This is a genomic window from Spirosoma spitsbergense DSM 19989 (assembly GCF_000374085.1).
In the GTDB taxonomy this organism is placed as follows: domain Bacteria; phylum Bacteroidota; class Bacteroidia; order Cytophagales; family Spirosomataceae; genus Spirosoma; species Spirosoma spitsbergense.
In genome coordinates this window covers 116,417-133,796 of sequence record NZ_KB893581.1, presented here as the reverse complement: position 1 = coordinate 133,796, position 17,380 = coordinate 116,417, and the positions used below count along the sequence as shown (strand labels likewise).

The window sequence follows — 17,380 nt, the reverse complement described above, 5'->3', positions numbered from 1 at the left end:
TTAGTGGTTGATTATCAGGATTGTAGCTGCCATAACGACAACTGCCGAAAAGCCAATCATGAAAAAATGGTAGGCGAATTTCAGTAAGCGATATTTCCGATCCAGTACTAGTCCCTGCGCATAGATACTATCAATCAGGCTGGTGTAAATGGACTCCTCGTTGCTGAGCAACTGACGTAAACGTTGGCGATACTCGTCGGCAGTGAGCTGATTGTAATAACCAAAAAATAGTAAATCGACGGGCGGTGCGCTGGGTTTACTAAATCGTTTCTTTTTGGGCGAAATCGTTGGATTTGTAGCAATCAATGAAACGACGATGGTGGTTAAGCACACCACCAGTAACAAGACGCTGGGAATAATCAGATGAGCAGGTGTGTCCACTTTACGGACGTAGGCGGAAAGTATGACCGAGATAACAATGGTATTGACGGAGATCATCAGGTTTGCCTTACGGTCGGCCATCTCGCTGAGTTTTATGTGATTTGACATCGTTGTCCGAAACAATGTTTCGACACCTTTACTAGCTTTCTTTTTCTTCTCTTTTTTCTCCTTCTTGGGTCGGGGCGCTTCTGGTTCAGGTCCACTTGCAGGAATGCCTTCTCCTGAGTTGATTCGGGTTTCTGGTTGTATTGGAGTCATTGATAGCGACTGATTTACCAGTAAGTTTACGAATCTATCCAGACATTTTCTATTCCACTGAGCAGAAAGGTAGACGTGCCGGAATAGTCTCTGAATAATGCACAGCCTTCCATCGTCAGAAGAAATAAAAATCGCCTGTATGCAGCGAGAGATTACCTTAGTGCGTTGATGCCTAAGGCAAATTTTCTATCTTTGATTTGTGCCTTTCCCCTACTATGAAGAAAATATTAGTTGTCGATGATGAAACGGACGTAAAAGACTTGTTTCTCCAGCGGTTTCGTCGCGAAATACGTAATGCCGAATTTCAGCTACACTTCGCTAACTCCGGCGAAGAGGCTCTCGCTTATCTTGCTGACCATACGTCGGAGGTGATACTGATTCTATCCGATATCAATATGCCGGGTATGAGCGGTTTTGAGTTACTGCGCCATATTCGGGATGATTTTCAGACCCCTCCGCCACCCGTAGTTATGATGATAACGGCCTACGGTGACCCCGATTCACAGCAACAGGCCGTTCAACTGGGAGCCAACGATTTTCTGACCAAGCCGCTCGACTTTGCGGTTTTAAAACAAAAACTTCACGATTTACCATGAATGCCAAAATACTGGTAGTTGATGACGAAACGGACCTTGAATTGCTGATTAAACAAAAGTTTCGACGGCAGATTCGAGAGAAAAAATACGAATTTTCGTTTGCCCACGATGGTGCCGAAGCGCTGGAAGTACTATCTCAGCAACCCGATACGGATATGGTGCTAACCGATATCAACATGCCCGGCATGGATGGCCTTACGCTGTTGATTAAGTTGCACGAAAGTAATCCAATGCTCAAAGCCGTAATCGTGTCGGCCTACGGCGATATGGATAATATTCGCACGGCAATGAACCGGGGAGCATTCGATTTCGTAACCAAGCCCGTCAACTTCGAGGACCTGGAATTGACGATGCAGAAAACGATGGATTACGTCATGCAACTCCGTCGAACCCTACAGGCTATCAAAGAGAATGATATCCTGCGGATGTACGTGGATGAATCGGTGCTGACATTCATGAATAAGCCCGAATTTGAAAAATCCCTCTCGGCTAGTGAAACCGTAGTGGCTACCGTTTTATTTATTGACATCTGCGGATTTACAACTATTTCCGAGCGCGAATCGCCCGATACGGTCGTTCGGTTGGTGAATCGTTATTTCGATGTAATGGTTAAGGAAATCATTGGACAGGGGGGGTACGTGGATAAATTTATGGGTGACGCCGTGATGGCCGTTTTCCGGGGCGACTATCATTTTGACCGGGCCGTTGAAGCCGCCCTGGCGGTGCGGGCGCAAATCTCCGCCCTGGAAGATAATTTGCACAACAACCCGAATTATCATCCACAAGTCTCCATCGGTATTAATACGGGCGAAATGGTATCGGGTAATATCGGCTCGGCCACGCTTCGGCGGCTGGATTATACCGTAATCGGTGATGCAGTCAACACGGCCCAGCGACTACAGTCGGTAGCGAAACCCGGCCAGATAGTTATTCTTGAATCAGCCCAGCAGAAAATTGCCGAATCCTTCACCTGCGAACGCATCGGAGAGGTAACACTGAAGAACAAAGCCGAACCGGCGGTTGTCTACAATGTCGTAAAATGAGGAGAAGATGCTTAGTAGCCTAATCTCTTACGCTGACTTAATAATTGTTGCATTGTGAAGACAAGGCTGACCACTAGCATAATGGTCGTAAAAAGATAACCCAACACCAGAAATGACGATGCTCCCGTAACGCATCCTGGCCCATTTGTCATTTCTCCGATACCCATAGATGCGGCACAAGTCCAAAAAGCAAGCGAAGGGGTGACCAGACCAGTAAGAATTGAGTAAACTGCCGACAACCCAACAAGACCAGCCGATTGCTTAATTGACTTATGCTGGCTCAGGTACAGGAACAGGGCCAGGGGAGTAATTGCAATTAAAAGAGGAATGACTAATACCAGTACAAATCGCCCCGCTAACAAGACTGTGTTCATATAGTAGTAGATGAATGGCTGATGTCCTTTATTCAGAAAACGCCTGAACGTAACCCACTTTTCGAGAAAACTTGTTTAGGTAAAAGAGAAATTAGTCCTCTGCCAGGGTTTGAGAAATGTTCATTCGGTAAACGCCCAGTGCGGGTAGGGCAGCGGCCAGCAGGCCAATCAGCAGGGCAACACCGAGTAGTGCCCATTCTTCGGGTAATATGCCAAATGCAGCCAGATTGTAGTGATAATCCTCCGAAACGCTGCCGGAGAACAACCAGAGTCCAACGCGGCTGAACAGGATACCCAGACCAAAACCAATTAGGGCCAGCACCAATCCTTCGAGCAGTAGCATACCAAATAGCTGGACTCGGGTGGCACCCATAGAAAGCATCAGGGCCATTTCGTACCGCCGTTCCTTCAATGAGTTGTAGAGCGAGACAAATACGCTGATGCCTGAAATGAGCATAATCACGATGGCCAGTCCGCGTAATGTTTCAACCCCGACACCCAGCAGGGAGAACAACCGGTTGATTTCGATATTGGGCAACGCTGCCTGTAGTTTGGAGTTGCTGTTGATGCCCCGCGCCAGCATCATCCCCATCGGGTTCCGAAACTTGATGAGCATGCTGGTGATTTCACGGGGGGCTTCTTCATTACCCGCTTCAGTAGGCTCATCCACCGCTGCGGGCATTGCTTCGTGCGCTTGTTCATGAATGGCCCATACGCTGGAAAGGGGAGTGAGAATCAGCTGATCGGCAACGGTGTTGGTTGACGTAAGAATGCCTACCACTTTATAAAGCGAGTTGGCATGGGCTTCACCGTCCTTATCCAGTCCGTGAGACCCGGCAAAGGTATCCCCGATTTTTAGGCCCGTAACGGCGGCTACGCGGGGACCTATGACGGTTTCCAGATTCTGCTGAAATAGTTTTCCCTGTGCAATGGTAGCCCCGAAGTGATCGAGGTATTTTTTGTTTGTTCCCACAATGCGAAACGACCGGTAATTATCGCCCATGGACAGCGGAATGGCCGTCTTGATCATTGGGTTGCGTGTGAGTCGCTCGGCTTCATCGAGCGGAATGTTGCCCGTTGGGGAATCGATCTGGTAAATACTGGACAAAATCAGTTGCAACGGGCTTCCTTTTGCCCCCAGCACCATATCGATGCCCTTGATGTTTTTGCGAAACTGATCGTCTAATTGCTTGTTGAGCAACAGCAGCAGAGAAATAATGGTGATGCCAAAGGTCATGAGCAGTCCACTCAAAAAACTGGTCAGGGGCTTATCTCGCAGGTTACTCCAACTAATTTGAAACAGATTCATTCCGGGGTTAATTATTGGCTGATGAAAAGCGATCAATCAGGGAAAGCGGCATAAAATTAGCAGAAACGACTTCTGTTGATACCCAGACGGCGTATTGTTGTTTGCCAAATGGTCAACTTGTCGGCAGGAATCTCTTTTTTTGATGGCACATCCGTTATAACTTGCCTGAATCATTTAACAAAGCAGAGTACTTAACCTGGATGTCCTCTGTCAACTCTCCATGATTTGTATGAAAAAAATTAGTTTACTGGTTGCCTTTTTCTGCTTCGCGCTTGCCGGAGCCAATGCCCAAACCTTCCGGGGTCTTGATAAATCGCCGATGGACATGGCTTATTACCCCGACGATTATGCCCACGACCGTAAATTTGCTCCCGCCAAAATTGGTACGGATAAAGCGATGGTTCGGGTAACCTACACCCGTCCGGCTAAAAATGACCGGGAAGTGTTCGGGAAATTAGTGCCTTATGGTAAGGTGTGGCGGGCCGGTGCCAACGAAGCACCAGAGATTAAATTCTACCAGGATGTTACGTTTGGTGGTAAAAAGATTCCTGCCGGTACGTATGCCCTGCTGACTATTCCGAACGAAAAGGAATGGACAGTCATCCTCAGTTCCGACATTGACCAGTGGGGTGCTTACAGCTACAACGAAGCACTGGATGTGGCCCGCGTAAACGTACCGGTAGAGAAAACCAGTGCTCCTCTGGATAATTTTTCGATTCAGTTTGCCAAAAAAGATCCTAAAACGGCTACGATGTATATGGGTTGGGATAACACGATGGTTGCCGTTCCAATCGGTTTGTAAGGTTTGCTCCCTTTCGTCCGTGTCTGTGCAGACGTAAAAAGGAAGAGAAAAGGGGGAATAGCCATCTGACTATTCCCCCTTTTCTCTTCCTTCTACTGTCTTCCAATCAATTATTCTCCGGGGTGATACGTACGTTCTACGTGTTGCTGCACATCTTCCGGGTAGAACAGAACGTCTTTAAATTTTCCTTCGCAGTACAGCGGGGCCTGATCCGTGAAGTGCTTCGTGCCGGGTTGGCTGCTCTGACCGCCCGTTACAACCGAGCGTGCTTTTACCCGCTTCCCGAACTCCACTACGGCCACAAAACTATTCCCGACATAACCGTAGCGTTTTTTGGTGTTGGGATGGGTACGAGCCCCGAATGCGGCCAGGGAACCCCAGTTGGAGGAGGTAAAGCCCACCGGAATGCTCGGTTTCTGGTCATCGTAGGTTTCCTGAATTTTGCCCGTCAGGCGCTGATAGCGGTTAATATCGCCCCAGGGTGTTTTCCAGGTCCCGAAGTCACGGTTGAGATTGGCTAACGCGTCGGTGAGGGCCGCTACTTTTTCCTGCGGGGAGGTACTGCTGATGGTGAAAGCTGTAAAACTCAGGTTATCGAGTGGCTGGCCGGGCTGAACGCGGCTGCGGGCCAGTTTCTGAATGGTTTCTCCCCATACAATGCCCAGCGTCATCCCGACGGATTGGGTGCCGTATTCCCGCTTCCAGTCGTTTAATAGGCGCATGGCTTCCTGTAAATCGCCGGCCTGGTTGACAGACTCACCGGAAACCATTTGCCAGGCTTTCAGTAACGAAGGTATCAGGTCGTCGAAGGCGGCTAAGTGCGGGTCGTTGGCCGCAGCGATGAGCGTATCGAGCGTAAACACCGATTTCTGGCTCAGGACGCGGGCCGCATTGATACCCCGGTAGTTTTCGGCATCGGGAGCCATGTAGGCTGGATACTTGCTTTTGTCGGGGCTACTGCTGCCCGATACCGTGAACGGTGTGGAGTTACAATTCTGAATCCAGCCGCTAGCCGGGTTTTTGACCTGTACAATCTCATCGGCAGTATGCAATCCTTTCCAGTCGGTTTCGGTATCGCTGCCATCTATTGGCTGATTCCAGTCAAACTTCGGGTTTCGTTTCGGCATGAAATTGCCGTGCCAGTAAGCAATCGTTCCATCGGCATCGGCGTACACGGTGTTGTTCGACGCATTGCCGTTGAGCTTCATTACTTCTTTGAAACTGGCGTAGTTGGTCGCTTTCGTACGCAGGTACGACTGCTCCAGTGCGTTCAGGGGCGTGTTCATCATCGCAACGGCAATCCATTTGCCGTTTTTCTCGCCCACAATCGGCCCATGCTGCGTCCAGTACATGGTAAATTCTTTGCGCTGAATACCACTGTCGGTTTTATACGGCAGACTGACCTTCTGGCTCCGAACGGGCTTTAGCTGGTCGCCATGTCGATAAAAGAGTGCCCCGTTTTTCTTTTCAATCGTTTCCAGATACTCATCCATCGAGTCGGCATAGCTGGAGGTATGCATCCAGCCGCAATGCTCGTTGAAGCCCTGATACACAAAAAACTGCCCCCATGTAACGGCTCCGTACGCATTGAGGCCCTCCTGACTTACCATCTGCACCTCCGACCGAAAGTAAAATGACGTATGCGGGTTGATGAGAAGTAATGCATTCTTCGTGGCACTTTTGGCGGGGGCAATCGCAAATCCGTTTGACCCGACCGATTCGCGTTCGTAGAGATCTGTGTTGTCGTGCCGTTGAATCATGGACGTTTTCCGCTGCTCGTAAAAATCCTGTAGTCGGCCAGTGGGGACCACGCTGATATTACCGCCAATACTACCTTCACTAAACATAAGCGGCATCCAGGGCCGAAACCGGGTCAGGAGACGGGGTTTTACCGTCGGGTGCGTATGCAGGTAGTAGTTGGTGCCATCGGCAAAGGCATCGAGCAGGCTCTTCATCCAGACCGGGCTTTTTTTATAGAGCGCAACTGCCTGGGTCGTGTCCATGAACAATCGTGCCCGTAAATCATGGTAGAGAGCCGATTCTCCTTCTACCTCGGCCAGCCGGCCAATGGCATCCAGGTAATTCATCTCGACGCGGTCGAAATCGTCTTCGCACTGCGTAAATAATAGACCAAACACCACATCGGCATCGGTTTTCCCATAAATGTGCGGCACACCCCAGATATCGCGGGTTATAGTGACCTGTTTCGCCCGTTGCTGCCAGCGGGCTATCTCTGCTTTACTAGCCGGTTGCGCGTTTACAGCAAACGAACCAATAAAGGCGACAAAAAAAATGAACAGACGAACGGTTGATGAAGTATAAGCCATTGGCGATAGAATGAGGGGTTACTGACTGGTTCGAAAAGCAAGTTGACAAGTTGTCAAGTTATACGTAGCTTTAGTGTAAAAATAGGAAAAGATGCAAACAATAACGGTTGGCGATTTGAAATCCCGTTTTTCGGAAGTTCTGAAGCAAGTGCAGGAGGGCGAAGAAATTGCCGTGGCTTTTGGCCGAAAAAAAGAAATTGTAGCGTACTTGATACCCCGATCAGCCCGGAAGCCAGCAAAGCGTACCCTTGGTTTACTCCAGGAAAAAGGCACGGCTTCATTCGCCGATGATTTTTCAATGACAGAAGAGGAGTTCCTGGCTTTATGACCTACCTGCTCGATACACATACGCTGATTTGGGCCGTTACGGATACTCAAAATCTGTCTGGTACAGTCAGGGAAATCCTGGAAAACACCGACAATGAAATTCTGGTTAGTGCTGTTAGTTTCTGGGAAATATCCCTCAAGTATAGTCTTCAAAAACTGACCCTGGACGGTTTGACACCGGAAGATTTTCACCAGGCCGCTTTTGATACCGGCTTTCAATTGTTTGACCTGACCGGTGAAACAACCAGTTCATACCACCAGTTAAAGGCTACCCATCATCGCGACCCATTTGACCGGATGTTGATTTGGCTGGCCATTTCCCACAACTTCAGTCTGATTAGTAAAGACCCGCAGGTAATGAAGTACAGCAGTGAGGGCTTGACGGTTGTCTGGTAAAGGAGTCTATTGTTTACTGACCGATAGCCAAAAACTGTTTGGGCGCTACACGGCGGTGCGTTTTCTGCTCATAGCCGTAAACCAGTCGAATCAACGTTGGCTCATCGAACATACGACCCAGAAACTGAATACCGGCGGGAAGGTTGCCCGTTGTAAATCCCATTGGAATGGTAAAGGCGGGCTGGCCAGTGGCAGGAGCTATCAACTGGCTATTGTCGCCCTTGTAGCCTTTTGCGTCACCCACCAGAGCGGGTGGATAATTCCAGCTTGGATACACCAGAACATCAACATGCAGTCGGTCCATTTCGGCTTCTATTGCTTTCCGGTACTTGATGCGGAGCGGGTCGGTAAAGGCATCCCCGCAGGGAATTTCGGGGTGACTTGCCCGGCCCGTGTGGGTTTGCTGGTACGTAAGGCGGTCCCGCACGATGTCCGAATAACCGCCTACCCGAATAATGTCTTCCAGCGTTTTCAGGGTATCCCGTTTCACAAAGGTTCGGAGATAATCTTCTACGTCGGTTCTAAATTCGGCACACCACTGATTGGCCCGCAGTGAATCGAAATCAGTGATGGTTACATCAACGGTTTTTGCACCTGCCTGCGTCATGTCCAGCAGCGCCTGCTCGAAAAGCTGTTTAATTTCGGGGTGGATATTTTTATCGGTAATCTGACGTAATACCCCAATCCGGGCACCTTTCAGCCCATCTTTCCGTAAAAACTGGGTGTAACTTTTTGGGACTTTCCCCTGGCTGTTTTTGGTAATCGGATCGCTAGGGTCATAGCCCGCCGTAACCTCCAGCAGCCGTACGGCATCTTCCACCGTGCGGCACATGGGGCCACCCACATCGTTGCGGGTATAGAGCGGAATAATGCCGTATCGACTCACCAGGCCCAGCGATGTTCTAAAACCCACCAGCGCGTTGTGCGATGATGGACCGCGAATGGAGTTACCTGTATCGGAGCCAAGCCCCACTGTGCCCAGGTTAGCAGCCACGGCTGCGGCCGTTCCTCCGCTCGACCCGGCGGGTACATAAGCTAAGTTATAAGGGTTCAGCGTTTCGCCCGCCATCGAACTTTGCGAGTGCATGGGCGTAAAGGCCCACTCGGCCATGTTCGATTTGGCCAGAATAATGGCCCCGGCCTCCCGAAGTTTTCGAACCTGCCAGGAATCTTCTGCCGGCTCGAATCCTTTCAGGGCAATGGAGCCGCCCGTTGTTTGTAGTCCCTTCGTATTGAAATTATCTTTTACGATAACCGGAATACCATGCAAGGGGCGGAGTTTGCCGGTTTTTCGGAACTCGGTATCCAGTGCTCTGGCTGTTACTACGGCCTCTGGGTTGACCAGGATAATGGAATTAAGTTTGGTGGGCTGGTCGTAAGCCTGGATACGTTTAAGGTACTCATTGACCAACTGTTCACTCGTTAATGAACCAGCCCGGAAGGCCTGGTGGATATCGCTAATGGTTGTTTCGACCAGTTGAAAAGTAGGGGCAGGAGGGGACTTTAGTCGTGGCTGAGCCTGAACGGATACCAGCCAGTAAGAATTTAGCAGTAGCAAAAAAGCATACCTGTATACCTGATGAATAATGCGAATACGTTGCTGCATATAATATGTCTGGAAGTGTAATTATTTGGTAAAAATACAATTTCCAAGCTGTTGTGAGCTAATGAATAGAAATTTGGTATATGTTTCTACGGCATACTTTTTAATTGGTAAAATTTATCCTGTCTGCCTGACTGGAAAGGACAAGCTATTTATATAGAAAAATGCAGGGTCTAAAGCACGTTTCTTCTTACTGTATATACGCTGCCTGCAAGGGCTATTCGGCTTCTGATTATGTTTGTGTTATCTCTTTGAAATCAGGGAGTTATTTCGTATATTTATCTCCCCAATTTTCGACAGACAACTATACTAACAAGCCGGGTTTTTACCTGAATGACACTGCCCGGCATACGATTCGCATGAAAAAAGCACGCTCGAATCCAAACCAGCTCCAGATTGATTTTCTGGCGGCTTTCCGCCAGATGCTTGTTAGCCTGGGGAACCCCGAAAACCTACCCGTCAATGAAAGCCTGTTCATGCGCATGACGGATCAGTGGGAAAACACCCGCGCTATTCCGGCTAACCTGATTTTTCAGAAAAGCCCCATCGAAGCCGTTGTTTTCCGGTTGCAGAAACTGGAGCAGGAAAAAAGGCAGGAGCGGTTGCGGTTTCCCAGTGAGTTTATTGCTGGCGAAATTAGAGGAGAACAGGGCCTGACTGGCTTTTCGGCCCGGTTCCGGGAACAGGGATGGGTTATTCTGCCCGCCGAACTATCCGTTATGTACAAAAATCTGTTTCTGAACATACTGGCGGCTTCTGTAGGTCTTGAGCATTTGTATCCTGCCAAAAAAGAATTGCTGGCCGAAGCCGAGCGCATAGCCCTGGAAGCTATGTTGCCCGAAGCAGAAGTACGTAAGTTTTTTGGTTTACGCCTGACCCGTTTCCCCGACAGCTTCCGTAGTGAGGTGGTCAATTATTACAACCTCCCGTTCGACTATGTCCTGAAACGGGCTAATCACCTTGGGATGGTATCGGAACAAGTACTGGAAGAGGCCCGCAATAGTCAGCCCGTACGCTCACCCATCCTGCGCCGTCCGCAGAGTAGCCGGGCCGCCTGAAGAGGATAGAATAATCCGCATTACAAAAGATTAATATAGCCATTCAAACCTAATTAATAACGAGCCGGTTAGATACGTAAACGTACTTAACCGGCTTCTTTATGCGTACTGTCTGGCGGATTTTACTGGGATTCGTATTATTTGTAATCCTGGTTCTTGTTGGTATGCATTTTTGGGCAGGAAGCGGACGGAATCAGGAGGAGCAAAAGCTCGTGGCACTCAATAAATATATACATGTTTCGAGCCGTTCCTTTCCGCCCGCTGGCGACATGCCCATCAGTTGCAGTTGCAAGGGGGAAGAGCGCTCGCCCGAAATTTCCTGGGATAATGTTCCTATTACGGCTACATCGTTCGTTATTCTGGCCACAGATTATGATGTACCAACGCCAGCTTTTTCGATTTTTAACCTGTCGCACTGGGTTGTTTATAATCTACCCACAGCGGTGCGAAGCCTGCCCGATGGCGTTACGCCAGCCCAAATGAATGCATTAGGAGGTAAAGTTGGTAAAAACTCGCTGGGGAATTCAACCTTTATTGGCCCATGCCCCCCGCTGGGCCGTCATGCGTATGTGTTCCGGGTGTATGCGCTCGATGAAATGCTTTCATTCCCTACTGTACCTGATAAGCAGGCAGTACTCAATGCAATGGAAGGACATATTCTTGGATACGGCGAATTAACGGGCTACTTCCAGTAAACGCCACTTATTTTTTGCCAGACACATCCCGTCGATGGTATTTTCCTGGTGCTACTGTCGGCTCCCTGCTATCTTATCTTCGTTAGCGCCCACCTTTGCTTTTTATTGATGTTACTCGTTTATGACTTATTCTGAGGGGAATTTGTCTATAAACAGGAATAACGGAGGAATTAGACCTATTCGTTGATTCGGATTTGGAAATAATAATCGAATGCATCTGTTTTGTATAATCTATTTAATCAATAGATTATAACTACTAAAAGTCTACCGACAACCGGGAGTATAGGGAGTAATCCATTTGAAACCGTATTTAAGCCATGAAACAGCGATTTTTTGCACTACCATTCATTCTTTTGAGCCTGCTTAGTTCACTACTACCTGTAGTAGCCCAGGACGATCTGGTTTTACTATCCGGCCGGGTGGATGATAGCGAAACACATCAACCCATTCCAGGGGCGGGGGTGTTAATCAGGAATACAGTAGCCGGAACCATTACGAATGAGCAGGGTGAATTTACCCTTAGAACAAAAGTGAAATTCCCGTTTACTCTGGTCTTTCAGGTAATAGGCTATGCGCCCAAAGAATTGACCGTAGAACGGCCGGGTGATAAAATAGCCATATCACTCAACACGCAGGCTATTCTGGGAAAAGAGGTGGTTGTGACGGCATCCCGAATGGAGGAAGACATTCTCAAGTCGCCGGTCGCTATCGAAAAACTGAATCTGAGGGTGCTGAAAGAAAGCCCGGCTCCCAGTTTCTACGATGCACTCGAAAACGTGAAGGGGGTGCAGATGACTACATCCAGCCTAACGTTCAAGGTGCCCAACACGCGGGGCTTCAACATTCCCAATAACTTCCGGTTTATGCAACTGGTTGATGGAGTCGACATGCAGGCTGCTACATTGGGTGTACCGCTGGGCAACGCTATTGGCCCGACCGAACTCGATATCGAAAGTATTGAAATTACGCCCGGAGCGGCTTCGGCTCTCTACGGCATGAATGCTATCAACGGGCTGGCCAACCTCCAGACGAAAAGTGCATTTCAGTACCAGGGTGTGAGCCTATATCAAAAAACGGGCATTAATCACGTCGATGGCATTGATAGAAATCCATCTTTATTGACCGAATCCGCCGTTCGAATAGCAAAAGCTTTTGGTAGTAAATTCGCCTTTAAGCTGAATTTTAGCTACTTACAGGGAGTAGATTGGCTCGCTAATACACAAATAGACCAAAATCCGCAGAATCTGACCGCGGCTAACCCCCGTTTCCCGGAGTTATCGGGCGCTAACAATCCGGCGGCTGATTTATGGAACCGCTACGGTGATGATGGTAGTTCGCGGTCGACCATTGCCGTACAGTACAAGGGTAAAACAGAAACTTTCAACGTTAGCCGAACGGGCTACTACGAAAAGGACCTTGTCAACCCAACGGTTCGGAATGTGAAAGTTGATGGTGGGTTGTTTTACAAGATCAACGATAAGGTTGAACTATCCTATGGGTATCGTTACGGGTTGATGGATGGCATTTTTCAGCGGGGAAATAAAATTCAGTTGAAGGACGTAACGGTGCAGAATCACAAACTGGAACTACGTGGAACGGATTTTACCCTTCGTGGCTATACCCTGATTGAAAATACGGGAAACTCATATAACCTGAATCCGCTGGCTTACAACCTTGACTTGAACAATGGGTCTAACCCTGTTTGGGCGGGTAAATTCCAGAAAGAACTTCAGAATCAGCTAAATGCCGGAACGGATCTGCCAACGGCCATGAACCTGGCCCGGGCTGTTGCCGACCAGGGACGCGCACAACCGGGTACAGCGGCCTTTAATGACCTAAAGAGTACTATTATTGGTATCAACAACTGGGATATAGCGGTAAATATCCCCGGCGCTCCTGCCACTGGTGGAGCGGCACTCTGGCAGCGTAGCAACACGTATCATGCCGATGGACAATTGAATCTACGTCGCTATATCTCGTTTGCCGATGTACTGGTAGGCGCTGATTACCGGCGGTACGAAGTAATTCCCGATGGTAACAATTTCGTCGATTTTTCAAAACCTATCGAGCAGCGCACCATACCGGGTGGAAGGAAACAGGTTTATACCAAGTACGGAGCGTTCGTGTCAGTCACTAAAACATTCTTAAGTGATAAACTCAAAACGTCCGCTTCCCTACGCGTTGACAACAACCCGGAGTTTTCACCCAAAATAAATCCGCGACTGGCACTGGTTTACACGGCTGCGGAAAAACACAACATTCGGTTTACTTACCAAAACGGCTTCCGATTCCCATCGCTGTTCGAAGCCCTGTCGTATGTCAATAATGCCGGGGTTCGGCGTGTTGGGGGACTGGCTCGGGTGAACGAGGGGTTAGGCTACCTGGAAAATTCATACACGCTGGCTTCGATCAACAATTTTGTTTCTGCTGTTAACACGGATGTAGCTGGTGGTTTATCACGAAATGATGCCGCCCTGAACAATAGGGCGCAACTGATCGTTGCCAATCTGCCCGTCGAACAGCCAGAACATATCAACTCCCTGGAGGTGGGCTACAAGAGTGTACTGGCTAATAACAAACTGGCTATTGATGCGGATGCATACTACAACAGTTACAGGAATTTTCTGGGTCAGGTTGAGGTAGCCGTACCCACAAGCGGTAATGTGGTTTCGGACGCTGCCGTTCGGGATATGCTGACCCGTACAAAGCAGGTTCGTTACCGGGTATATACCAATGCCCGGCAAGTGTATCATAGTTACGGAGCTTCGGTGGGACTAACATACAACTTCTTTCAGAAGTACGTTTTATCGGGAAACTTTAATTACAATAATCTAATCGCCAATGATAATCCTGATGTGTTTGTAACAGGCTTTAATACGCCCAGGTACGTAACAAATATTAGTTTCGGTAATCGTGAAATTGTTAAGAATCTGGGGTTTAACGTTGTCTGGCGCTGGCAGGACAGCTTTCTCTGGCAAAGTCCGCTGGCCGACGGAGTTATTCTTGCTTATCAGACAGTTGATGCCCAGGCCACGTATCGGGTACCTCAGCCAAAACTGACCTTTAAACTTGGCGGGTCCAATATCTTTAATAGCCGTTATGTTCAGTATGCGGCCGGACCTACTATCGGCGGGTTATACTACCTCGCCATAACCTGGGATGTGACCCATTTATGAGTTGCCTGACGCTGACTAAACAGGGGTAATTAACAGGAATACCAGCCCTGGCAACGAAAATATAATGGAAGAGTCAAAGAGTAGACGAAAGTTTTTTGAATTTGTAGAAACTGTCTGCGTTATGAGATGGTACGCAAACAGTTTCTCCGTTTTTACGGTAGTTAGCTTAACACTACATAGGGCATTACCGACTCAATTATGTATTTATGCGCAAACGCATCCCTCTATTGCTCTTCTTTGTGTGGTTGGGTGTATTGAAAACCCAGGCACAGATAAACCTTGCTGGTATTGTCACTGACGAAAAAGAGCAACCTCTGGCAGGTGTAACCATCGTTATCAGAAATACAAATACCGGTACAATAACACAGGATGACGGGCAATTTACTTTACGGGCTACGGGTGAACTTCCACTAACTATCAGCGTGTCGTTCATTGGGTATCAGCAAAAAAATGTGCAGGTGAGGGGAAATAACTTTCGCCACATTGTTGTAGAACTCAGCCGGAAAATTGTTCATGCCTCTGCGAATGATGGGGTGGTGGTTGCCAGCCGGGTAGAAGAGGCTATTCAGAAAGCTCCCCTGACTGTAGAAAAACTCAATACTACCCAGTTTCAGCAAGTACCGGCAGTTAGCCCGTTCGGCGCGCTCCATTACGTCAAGGGTGTTGACTTGATGACCCAGAGTCTAACATTTCAATCCGTGAACCTGCGGGGGTTTGGGTCTACTGCTAACAGTCGTTTTCTGCAACTGAATGATGGCATGGATAACCGTTCGCCGGGTTTGGGGTTTGGGTTTGGCACTGTGGCGGGTATTCCTGATTTGGATGTCGAACATATCGAACTTGTTGCGGGGGCAGCATCGGCCCTTTACGGACCCGATGCTGAGCAGGGGGTAATGCTTACCTCAAGTAAAAACCCGTTTACGTATCAGGGGCTAAGTGTGCGGGCAATAGGTGGGGTAAATAATGTTGGGAAAGCGGGTTCCGGCCCCAAACCGTACCGGGACTTCTCCATTCGGTATGCGCGTGAATTAAACGAACGGCTGGCATTCAAAGTAAATTTTCAGCGGCTGGATGCCACGGATTTTATTGCTGACAATTACGATGATAGGCAAACTCGTGACCGAACTGCTGGCTATCAGCCTAATAATAATCCTAATGTGAATTTCCAGTATGACGGAGTCAATCGCTATGGCGACGAGTTCATCGGTGCGGGTAGCGCATACACTTTTCCCGCTAATTATGCCAATGTGCTTCTACAAAACAAGCTGGTAACCAGGACGGGTTATACCGAAGTTGATTTGATTGGACAGCATGGGAAGACCTTCAACAACCGGGCTGACGCGTTGCTGAATTACCGGTTGCCGGGTAATATTGAGGCATCGGTAGGCTGGTATTACGGTAACGGAAACTTTATTCGCACGGCAAATTTTCGGGAATATATTCCTGATTATCAACGACATCAGGTTAAGGCCGAAATACGCGGTGATAATTTTTTTCTGCGTGCCTACACGACCCAGCAAAAAGCAGAAGGCTGGAATATAGGCCTTACGGCTGTCGACATTAATAATAGCTGGAAATCGCTGGGACAGTGGGCGGCTGAGTTTGGTCAGGTTTACGTAGAGAATAAGGTGACCGTAGGTGAATCCCGTGCTACCGCCGACCGGAATCGCTATATACCGGGTTCGGGACAATTCAATTTTGTTCGCGATCTATTTTCAACTACCTATAATACCGATTCCGTTCCGGGTTACGGAGGTATTCGAGGAACCCGTTTTCGCGATAATTCGGCTCTTTGGCATTACGAGGGTATGTATAATTTAACCGGTATTGTTCAGGTCGCAGATGTTGTAGTAGGCGGTAGTATGCGTCAATACGCGCTCAACACGGGTGGAACACTTTTCGCCCTGAAGCCCGATGGAACGGAATATAGTATCAACGAATATGGTGGCTACATACAGGCTTCGAGGGAAATTGCTGTGGGGTCTTCTTTAACGGTGAAGCCTACGGTGGTTGTGCGATACGATAAAAATCAGTACCTGAAAGGTGTCTTTTCACCCAGAGCGTCGGCAGTAGTCAGTCTAAAACAGCATCACTTTCGGGCATCCTGGCAATCGGCCTTTCATAACCCCGTGCCGGGGCAGCTTTTCGCTTCGCCGGCAATGAGTAGGTCGGGTGAAGTGGGCGGTTTGCCCGTTGCTTCACAGGCGGCTATGCTGTTTTTAAACCCTGCCTATCTGGAGAGCGATGTAAAAGCTTTCAGGGAAGGGCGTATTTCGGCAGAGCAGCTTCAAAATAGCAGTTACACCCCGTCACCTATCCAGACGGAGCAGCTTAAAACTTGGGAAGTAGGGTATAAGGCACTGCTTTGGAATAAGCTATCGGTAGATGCGCTCTATTTCCATAGCTACTACTCCGGTTTCATATCGACTCAAACGGTGTACCAGCCCACTAACGGACAGCTAACCGATTTCACAACGAATGCCTACCGCACGCTGCAAATCAGCACTAATAGCTCGAACGATATTTTCGTTGATGGCTGGGCGATAGGAGGGACGTACAACATAAGTCGTGGGTTTACGCTGAGTGGTAATTATGCCCATCAGGTTGGTACGGTCACGCTTCGTAATACACAGGGGGCCATCATCAATGATAACGCAGGTAATTCCATCGTTAAACGTAAAATGAGCGATAGTGAGGTACTGAAAAAAGGGCGTAACTACTTTAACTCACCCGAAAACAGGTATACCGTTTCACTTGAGAATCCGCAACTGACTACCCGACTTGGGGCTTTTGTCTCCTTCCGGTGGACAGACAGAATGTGGTACGAGCAGGAAATCACGGCGGGGGATGTCTGGCTGCCTTCCTGGAGCAGCCTGGATGCGCAGGTATCTTACAAAATGCCCCTTCTGAAATCAGTGATAAAATTGGGCGGGACAAATATTCTCAACAAATACTACGCTCAGGGATACGGATTAGCCCAGATCGGTGGTCTTTACTACCTGAGTGTTACGTTTGATGACTTGTTCAAGTGAGTT

14 protein-coding genes are annotated in these 17,380 nt (G+C 48.6%); 9 read left to right on the top strand and 5 right to left on the bottom strand.

Annotation, left to right across the window (positions count from 1 at the left end; all coding sequences use genetic code 11):
- On the bottom strand, positions 1 to 639 hold the full coding sequence (locus B157_RS0126705; RefSeq protein ID WP_020606378.1) for a Pycsar system effector family protein: 639 nt from the start codon (positions 637 to 639) through the stop codon (positions 1 to 3).
- 215 nt (positions 640 to 854) lie between these two features.
- On the opposite strand from B157_RS0126705, the gene B157_RS0126700 reads away from it, so the two are divergent.
- A complete protein-coding gene (locus tag B157_RS0126700) occupies positions 855 to 1,235 on the top strand; it encodes a response regulator (protein ID WP_020606377.1) in 381 nt (126 codons plus the stop codon).
- Positions 1,232 to 2,278 carry an adenylate/guanylate cyclase domain-containing protein gene (locus B157_RS0126695; RefSeq protein WP_020606376.1) on the top strand — a complete coding sequence of 349 codons (1,047 nt, stop codon included), beginning with the start codon at positions 1,232 to 1,234 and terminating at the stop codon, positions 2,276 to 2,278. Before B157_RS0126700 ends, B157_RS0126695 begins: the two co-directional genes overlap by 4 nt.
- An 11-nt stretch (positions 2,279 to 2,289) precedes the next feature.
- Here B157_RS0126695 and B157_RS0126690 read toward each other — a convergent pair whose 3' ends face one another.
- Both B157_RS0126690 and B157_RS0126685 read right to left on the bottom strand, forming a co-directional pair.
- A complete protein-coding gene (locus B157_RS0126690; RefSeq protein ID WP_020606375.1) occupies positions 2,290 to 2,652 on the bottom strand; it encodes a hypothetical protein in 363 nt (120 codons plus the stop codon).
- A 91-nt stretch (positions 2,653 to 2,743) separates the two neighbouring features.
- Entirely contained in the window at positions 2,744 to 3,961 is a 1,218-nt protein-coding gene (locus tag B157_RS0126685; protein ID WP_020606374.1) for an ABC transporter permease, read from the bottom strand.
- Positions 3,962 to 4,190: 229 nt separating this feature from the next.
- Between B157_RS0126685 and B157_RS0126680 the strand changes: the two genes are divergently transcribed.
- On the top strand, positions 4,191 to 4,763 hold the full coding sequence (locus B157_RS0126680) for a DUF2911 domain-containing protein (RefSeq protein WP_020606373.1): 573 nt from the start codon (positions 4,191 to 4,193) through the stop codon (positions 4,761 to 4,763).
- A gap of 110 nt (positions 4,764 to 4,873) precedes the next feature.
- Here B157_RS0126680 and B157_RS0126675 read toward each other — a convergent pair whose 3' ends face one another.
- On the bottom strand, positions 4,874 to 7,090 hold the full coding sequence (locus B157_RS0126675; RefSeq protein ID WP_020606372.1) for a penicillin acylase family protein: 2,217 nt from the start codon (positions 7,088 to 7,090) through the stop codon (positions 4,874 to 4,876).
- 91 nt (positions 7,091 to 7,181) lie between these two features.
- On the opposite strand from B157_RS0126675, the gene B157_RS0126670 reads away from it, so the two are divergent.
- Together B157_RS0126670 and B157_RS0126665 are read left to right on the top strand one after the other, a co-directional pair.
- On the top strand, positions 7,182 to 7,418 hold the full coding sequence (locus B157_RS0126670; RefSeq protein ID WP_020606371.1) for a type II toxin-antitoxin system Phd/YefM family antitoxin: 237 nt from the start codon (positions 7,182 to 7,184) through the stop codon (positions 7,416 to 7,418).
- Positions 7,415 to 7,813, top strand: a complete 399-nt coding sequence (locus B157_RS0126665) for a type II toxin-antitoxin system VapC family toxin (RefSeq protein ID WP_020606370.1) — start codon at positions 7,415 to 7,417, stop codon at positions 7,811 to 7,813. Before B157_RS0126670 ends, B157_RS0126665 begins: the two co-directional genes overlap by 4 nt.
- Positions 7,814 to 7,826: 13 nt before the next feature.
- Here the strand turns inward: B157_RS0126665 and B157_RS0126660 are convergent, their stop codons facing one another.
- Positions 7,827 to 9,419: an amidase gene (locus tag B157_RS0126660; RefSeq protein WP_020606369.1), complete on the bottom strand. Its 1,593-nt coding sequence runs from the start codon at positions 9,417 to 9,419 to the stop codon at positions 7,827 to 7,829.
- A gap of 356 nt (positions 9,420 to 9,775) precedes the next feature.
- Between B157_RS0126660 and B157_RS0126655 the strand changes: the two genes are divergently transcribed.
- The 4 genes from B157_RS0126655 (at position 9,776) to B157_RS0126640 (ending at position 17,377) form a co-directional block, all read left to right on the top strand.
- Entirely contained in the window at positions 9,776 to 10,474 is a 699-nt protein-coding gene (locus B157_RS0126655; protein WP_026308985.1) for a hypothetical protein, read from the top strand.
- 101 nt (positions 10,475 to 10,575) lie between these two features.
- Entirely contained in the window at positions 10,576 to 11,169 is a 594-nt protein-coding gene (locus B157_RS0126650) for a YbhB/YbcL family Raf kinase inhibitor-like protein (protein ID WP_020606367.1), read from the top strand.
- Positions 11,170 to 11,486: 317 nt separating this feature from the next.
- The gene (locus B157_RS0126645; protein WP_020606366.1) at positions 11,487 to 14,345 is read left to right on the top strand and encodes a TonB-dependent receptor; all 2,859 of its coding nucleotides are present in this window, start codon (positions 11,487 to 11,489) and stop codon (positions 14,343 to 14,345) included.
- A 206-nt stretch (positions 14,346 to 14,551) separates the two neighbouring features.
- A complete protein-coding gene (locus B157_RS0126640; RefSeq protein WP_020606365.1) occupies positions 14,552 to 17,377 on the top strand; it encodes a carboxypeptidase-like regulatory domain-containing protein in 2,826 nt (941 codons plus the stop codon).
- Positions 17,378 to 17,380: the final 3 nt, after the last annotated feature.

Bases quoted from the DNA above. Each gene is read 5' to 3' on its own strand.
- B157_RS0126705 (WP_020606378.1), bottom strand. From the start codon at position 639: ATGACTCCAATACAACCAGAAACCCGAATCAACTCAGGAGAAGGCATT.
- B157_RS0126700 (WP_020606377.1), top strand. From the start codon at position 855: ATGAAGAAAATATTAGTTGTCGATGATGAAACGGACGTAAAAGACTTG.
- B157_RS0126695 (WP_020606376.1), top strand. From the start codon at position 1,232: ATGAATGCCAAAATACTGGTAGTTGATGACGAAACGGACCTTGAATTG.
- B157_RS0126690 (WP_020606375.1), bottom strand. From the start codon at position 2,652: ATGAACACAGTCTTGTTAGCGGGGCGATTTGTACTGGTATTAGTCATT.
- B157_RS0126685 (WP_020606374.1), bottom strand. From the start codon at position 3,961: ATGAATCTGTTTCAAATTAGTTGGAGTAACCTGCGAGATAAGCCCCTG.
- B157_RS0126680 (WP_020606373.1), top strand. From the start codon at position 4,191: ATGAAAAAAATTAGTTTACTGGTTGCCTTTTTCTGCTTCGCGCTTGCC.
- B157_RS0126675 (WP_020606372.1), bottom strand. From the start codon at position 7,090: ATGGCTTATACTTCATCAACCGTTCGTCTGTTCATTTTTTTTGTCGCC.
- B157_RS0126670 (WP_020606371.1), top strand. From the start codon at position 7,182: ATGCAAACAATAACGGTTGGCGATTTGAAATCCCGTTTTTCGGAAGTT.
- B157_RS0126665 (WP_020606370.1), top strand. From the start codon at position 7,415: ATGACCTACCTGCTCGATACACATACGCTGATTTGGGCCGTTACGGAT.
- B157_RS0126660 (WP_020606369.1), bottom strand. From the start codon at position 9,419: ATGCAGCAACGTATTCGCATTATTCATCAGGTATACAGGTATGCTTTT.
- B157_RS0126655 (WP_026308985.1), top strand. From the start codon at position 9,776: ATGAAAAAAGCACGCTCGAATCCAAACCAGCTCCAGATTGATTTTCTG.
- B157_RS0126650 (WP_020606367.1), top strand. From the start codon at position 10,576: ATGCGTACTGTCTGGCGGATTTTACTGGGATTCGTATTATTTGTAATC.
- B157_RS0126645 (WP_020606366.1), top strand. From the start codon at position 11,487: ATGAAACAGCGATTTTTTGCACTACCATTCATTCTTTTGAGCCTGCTT.
- B157_RS0126640 (WP_020606365.1), top strand. From the start codon at position 14,552: ATGCGCAAACGCATCCCTCTATTGCTCTTCTTTGTGTGGTTGGGTGTA.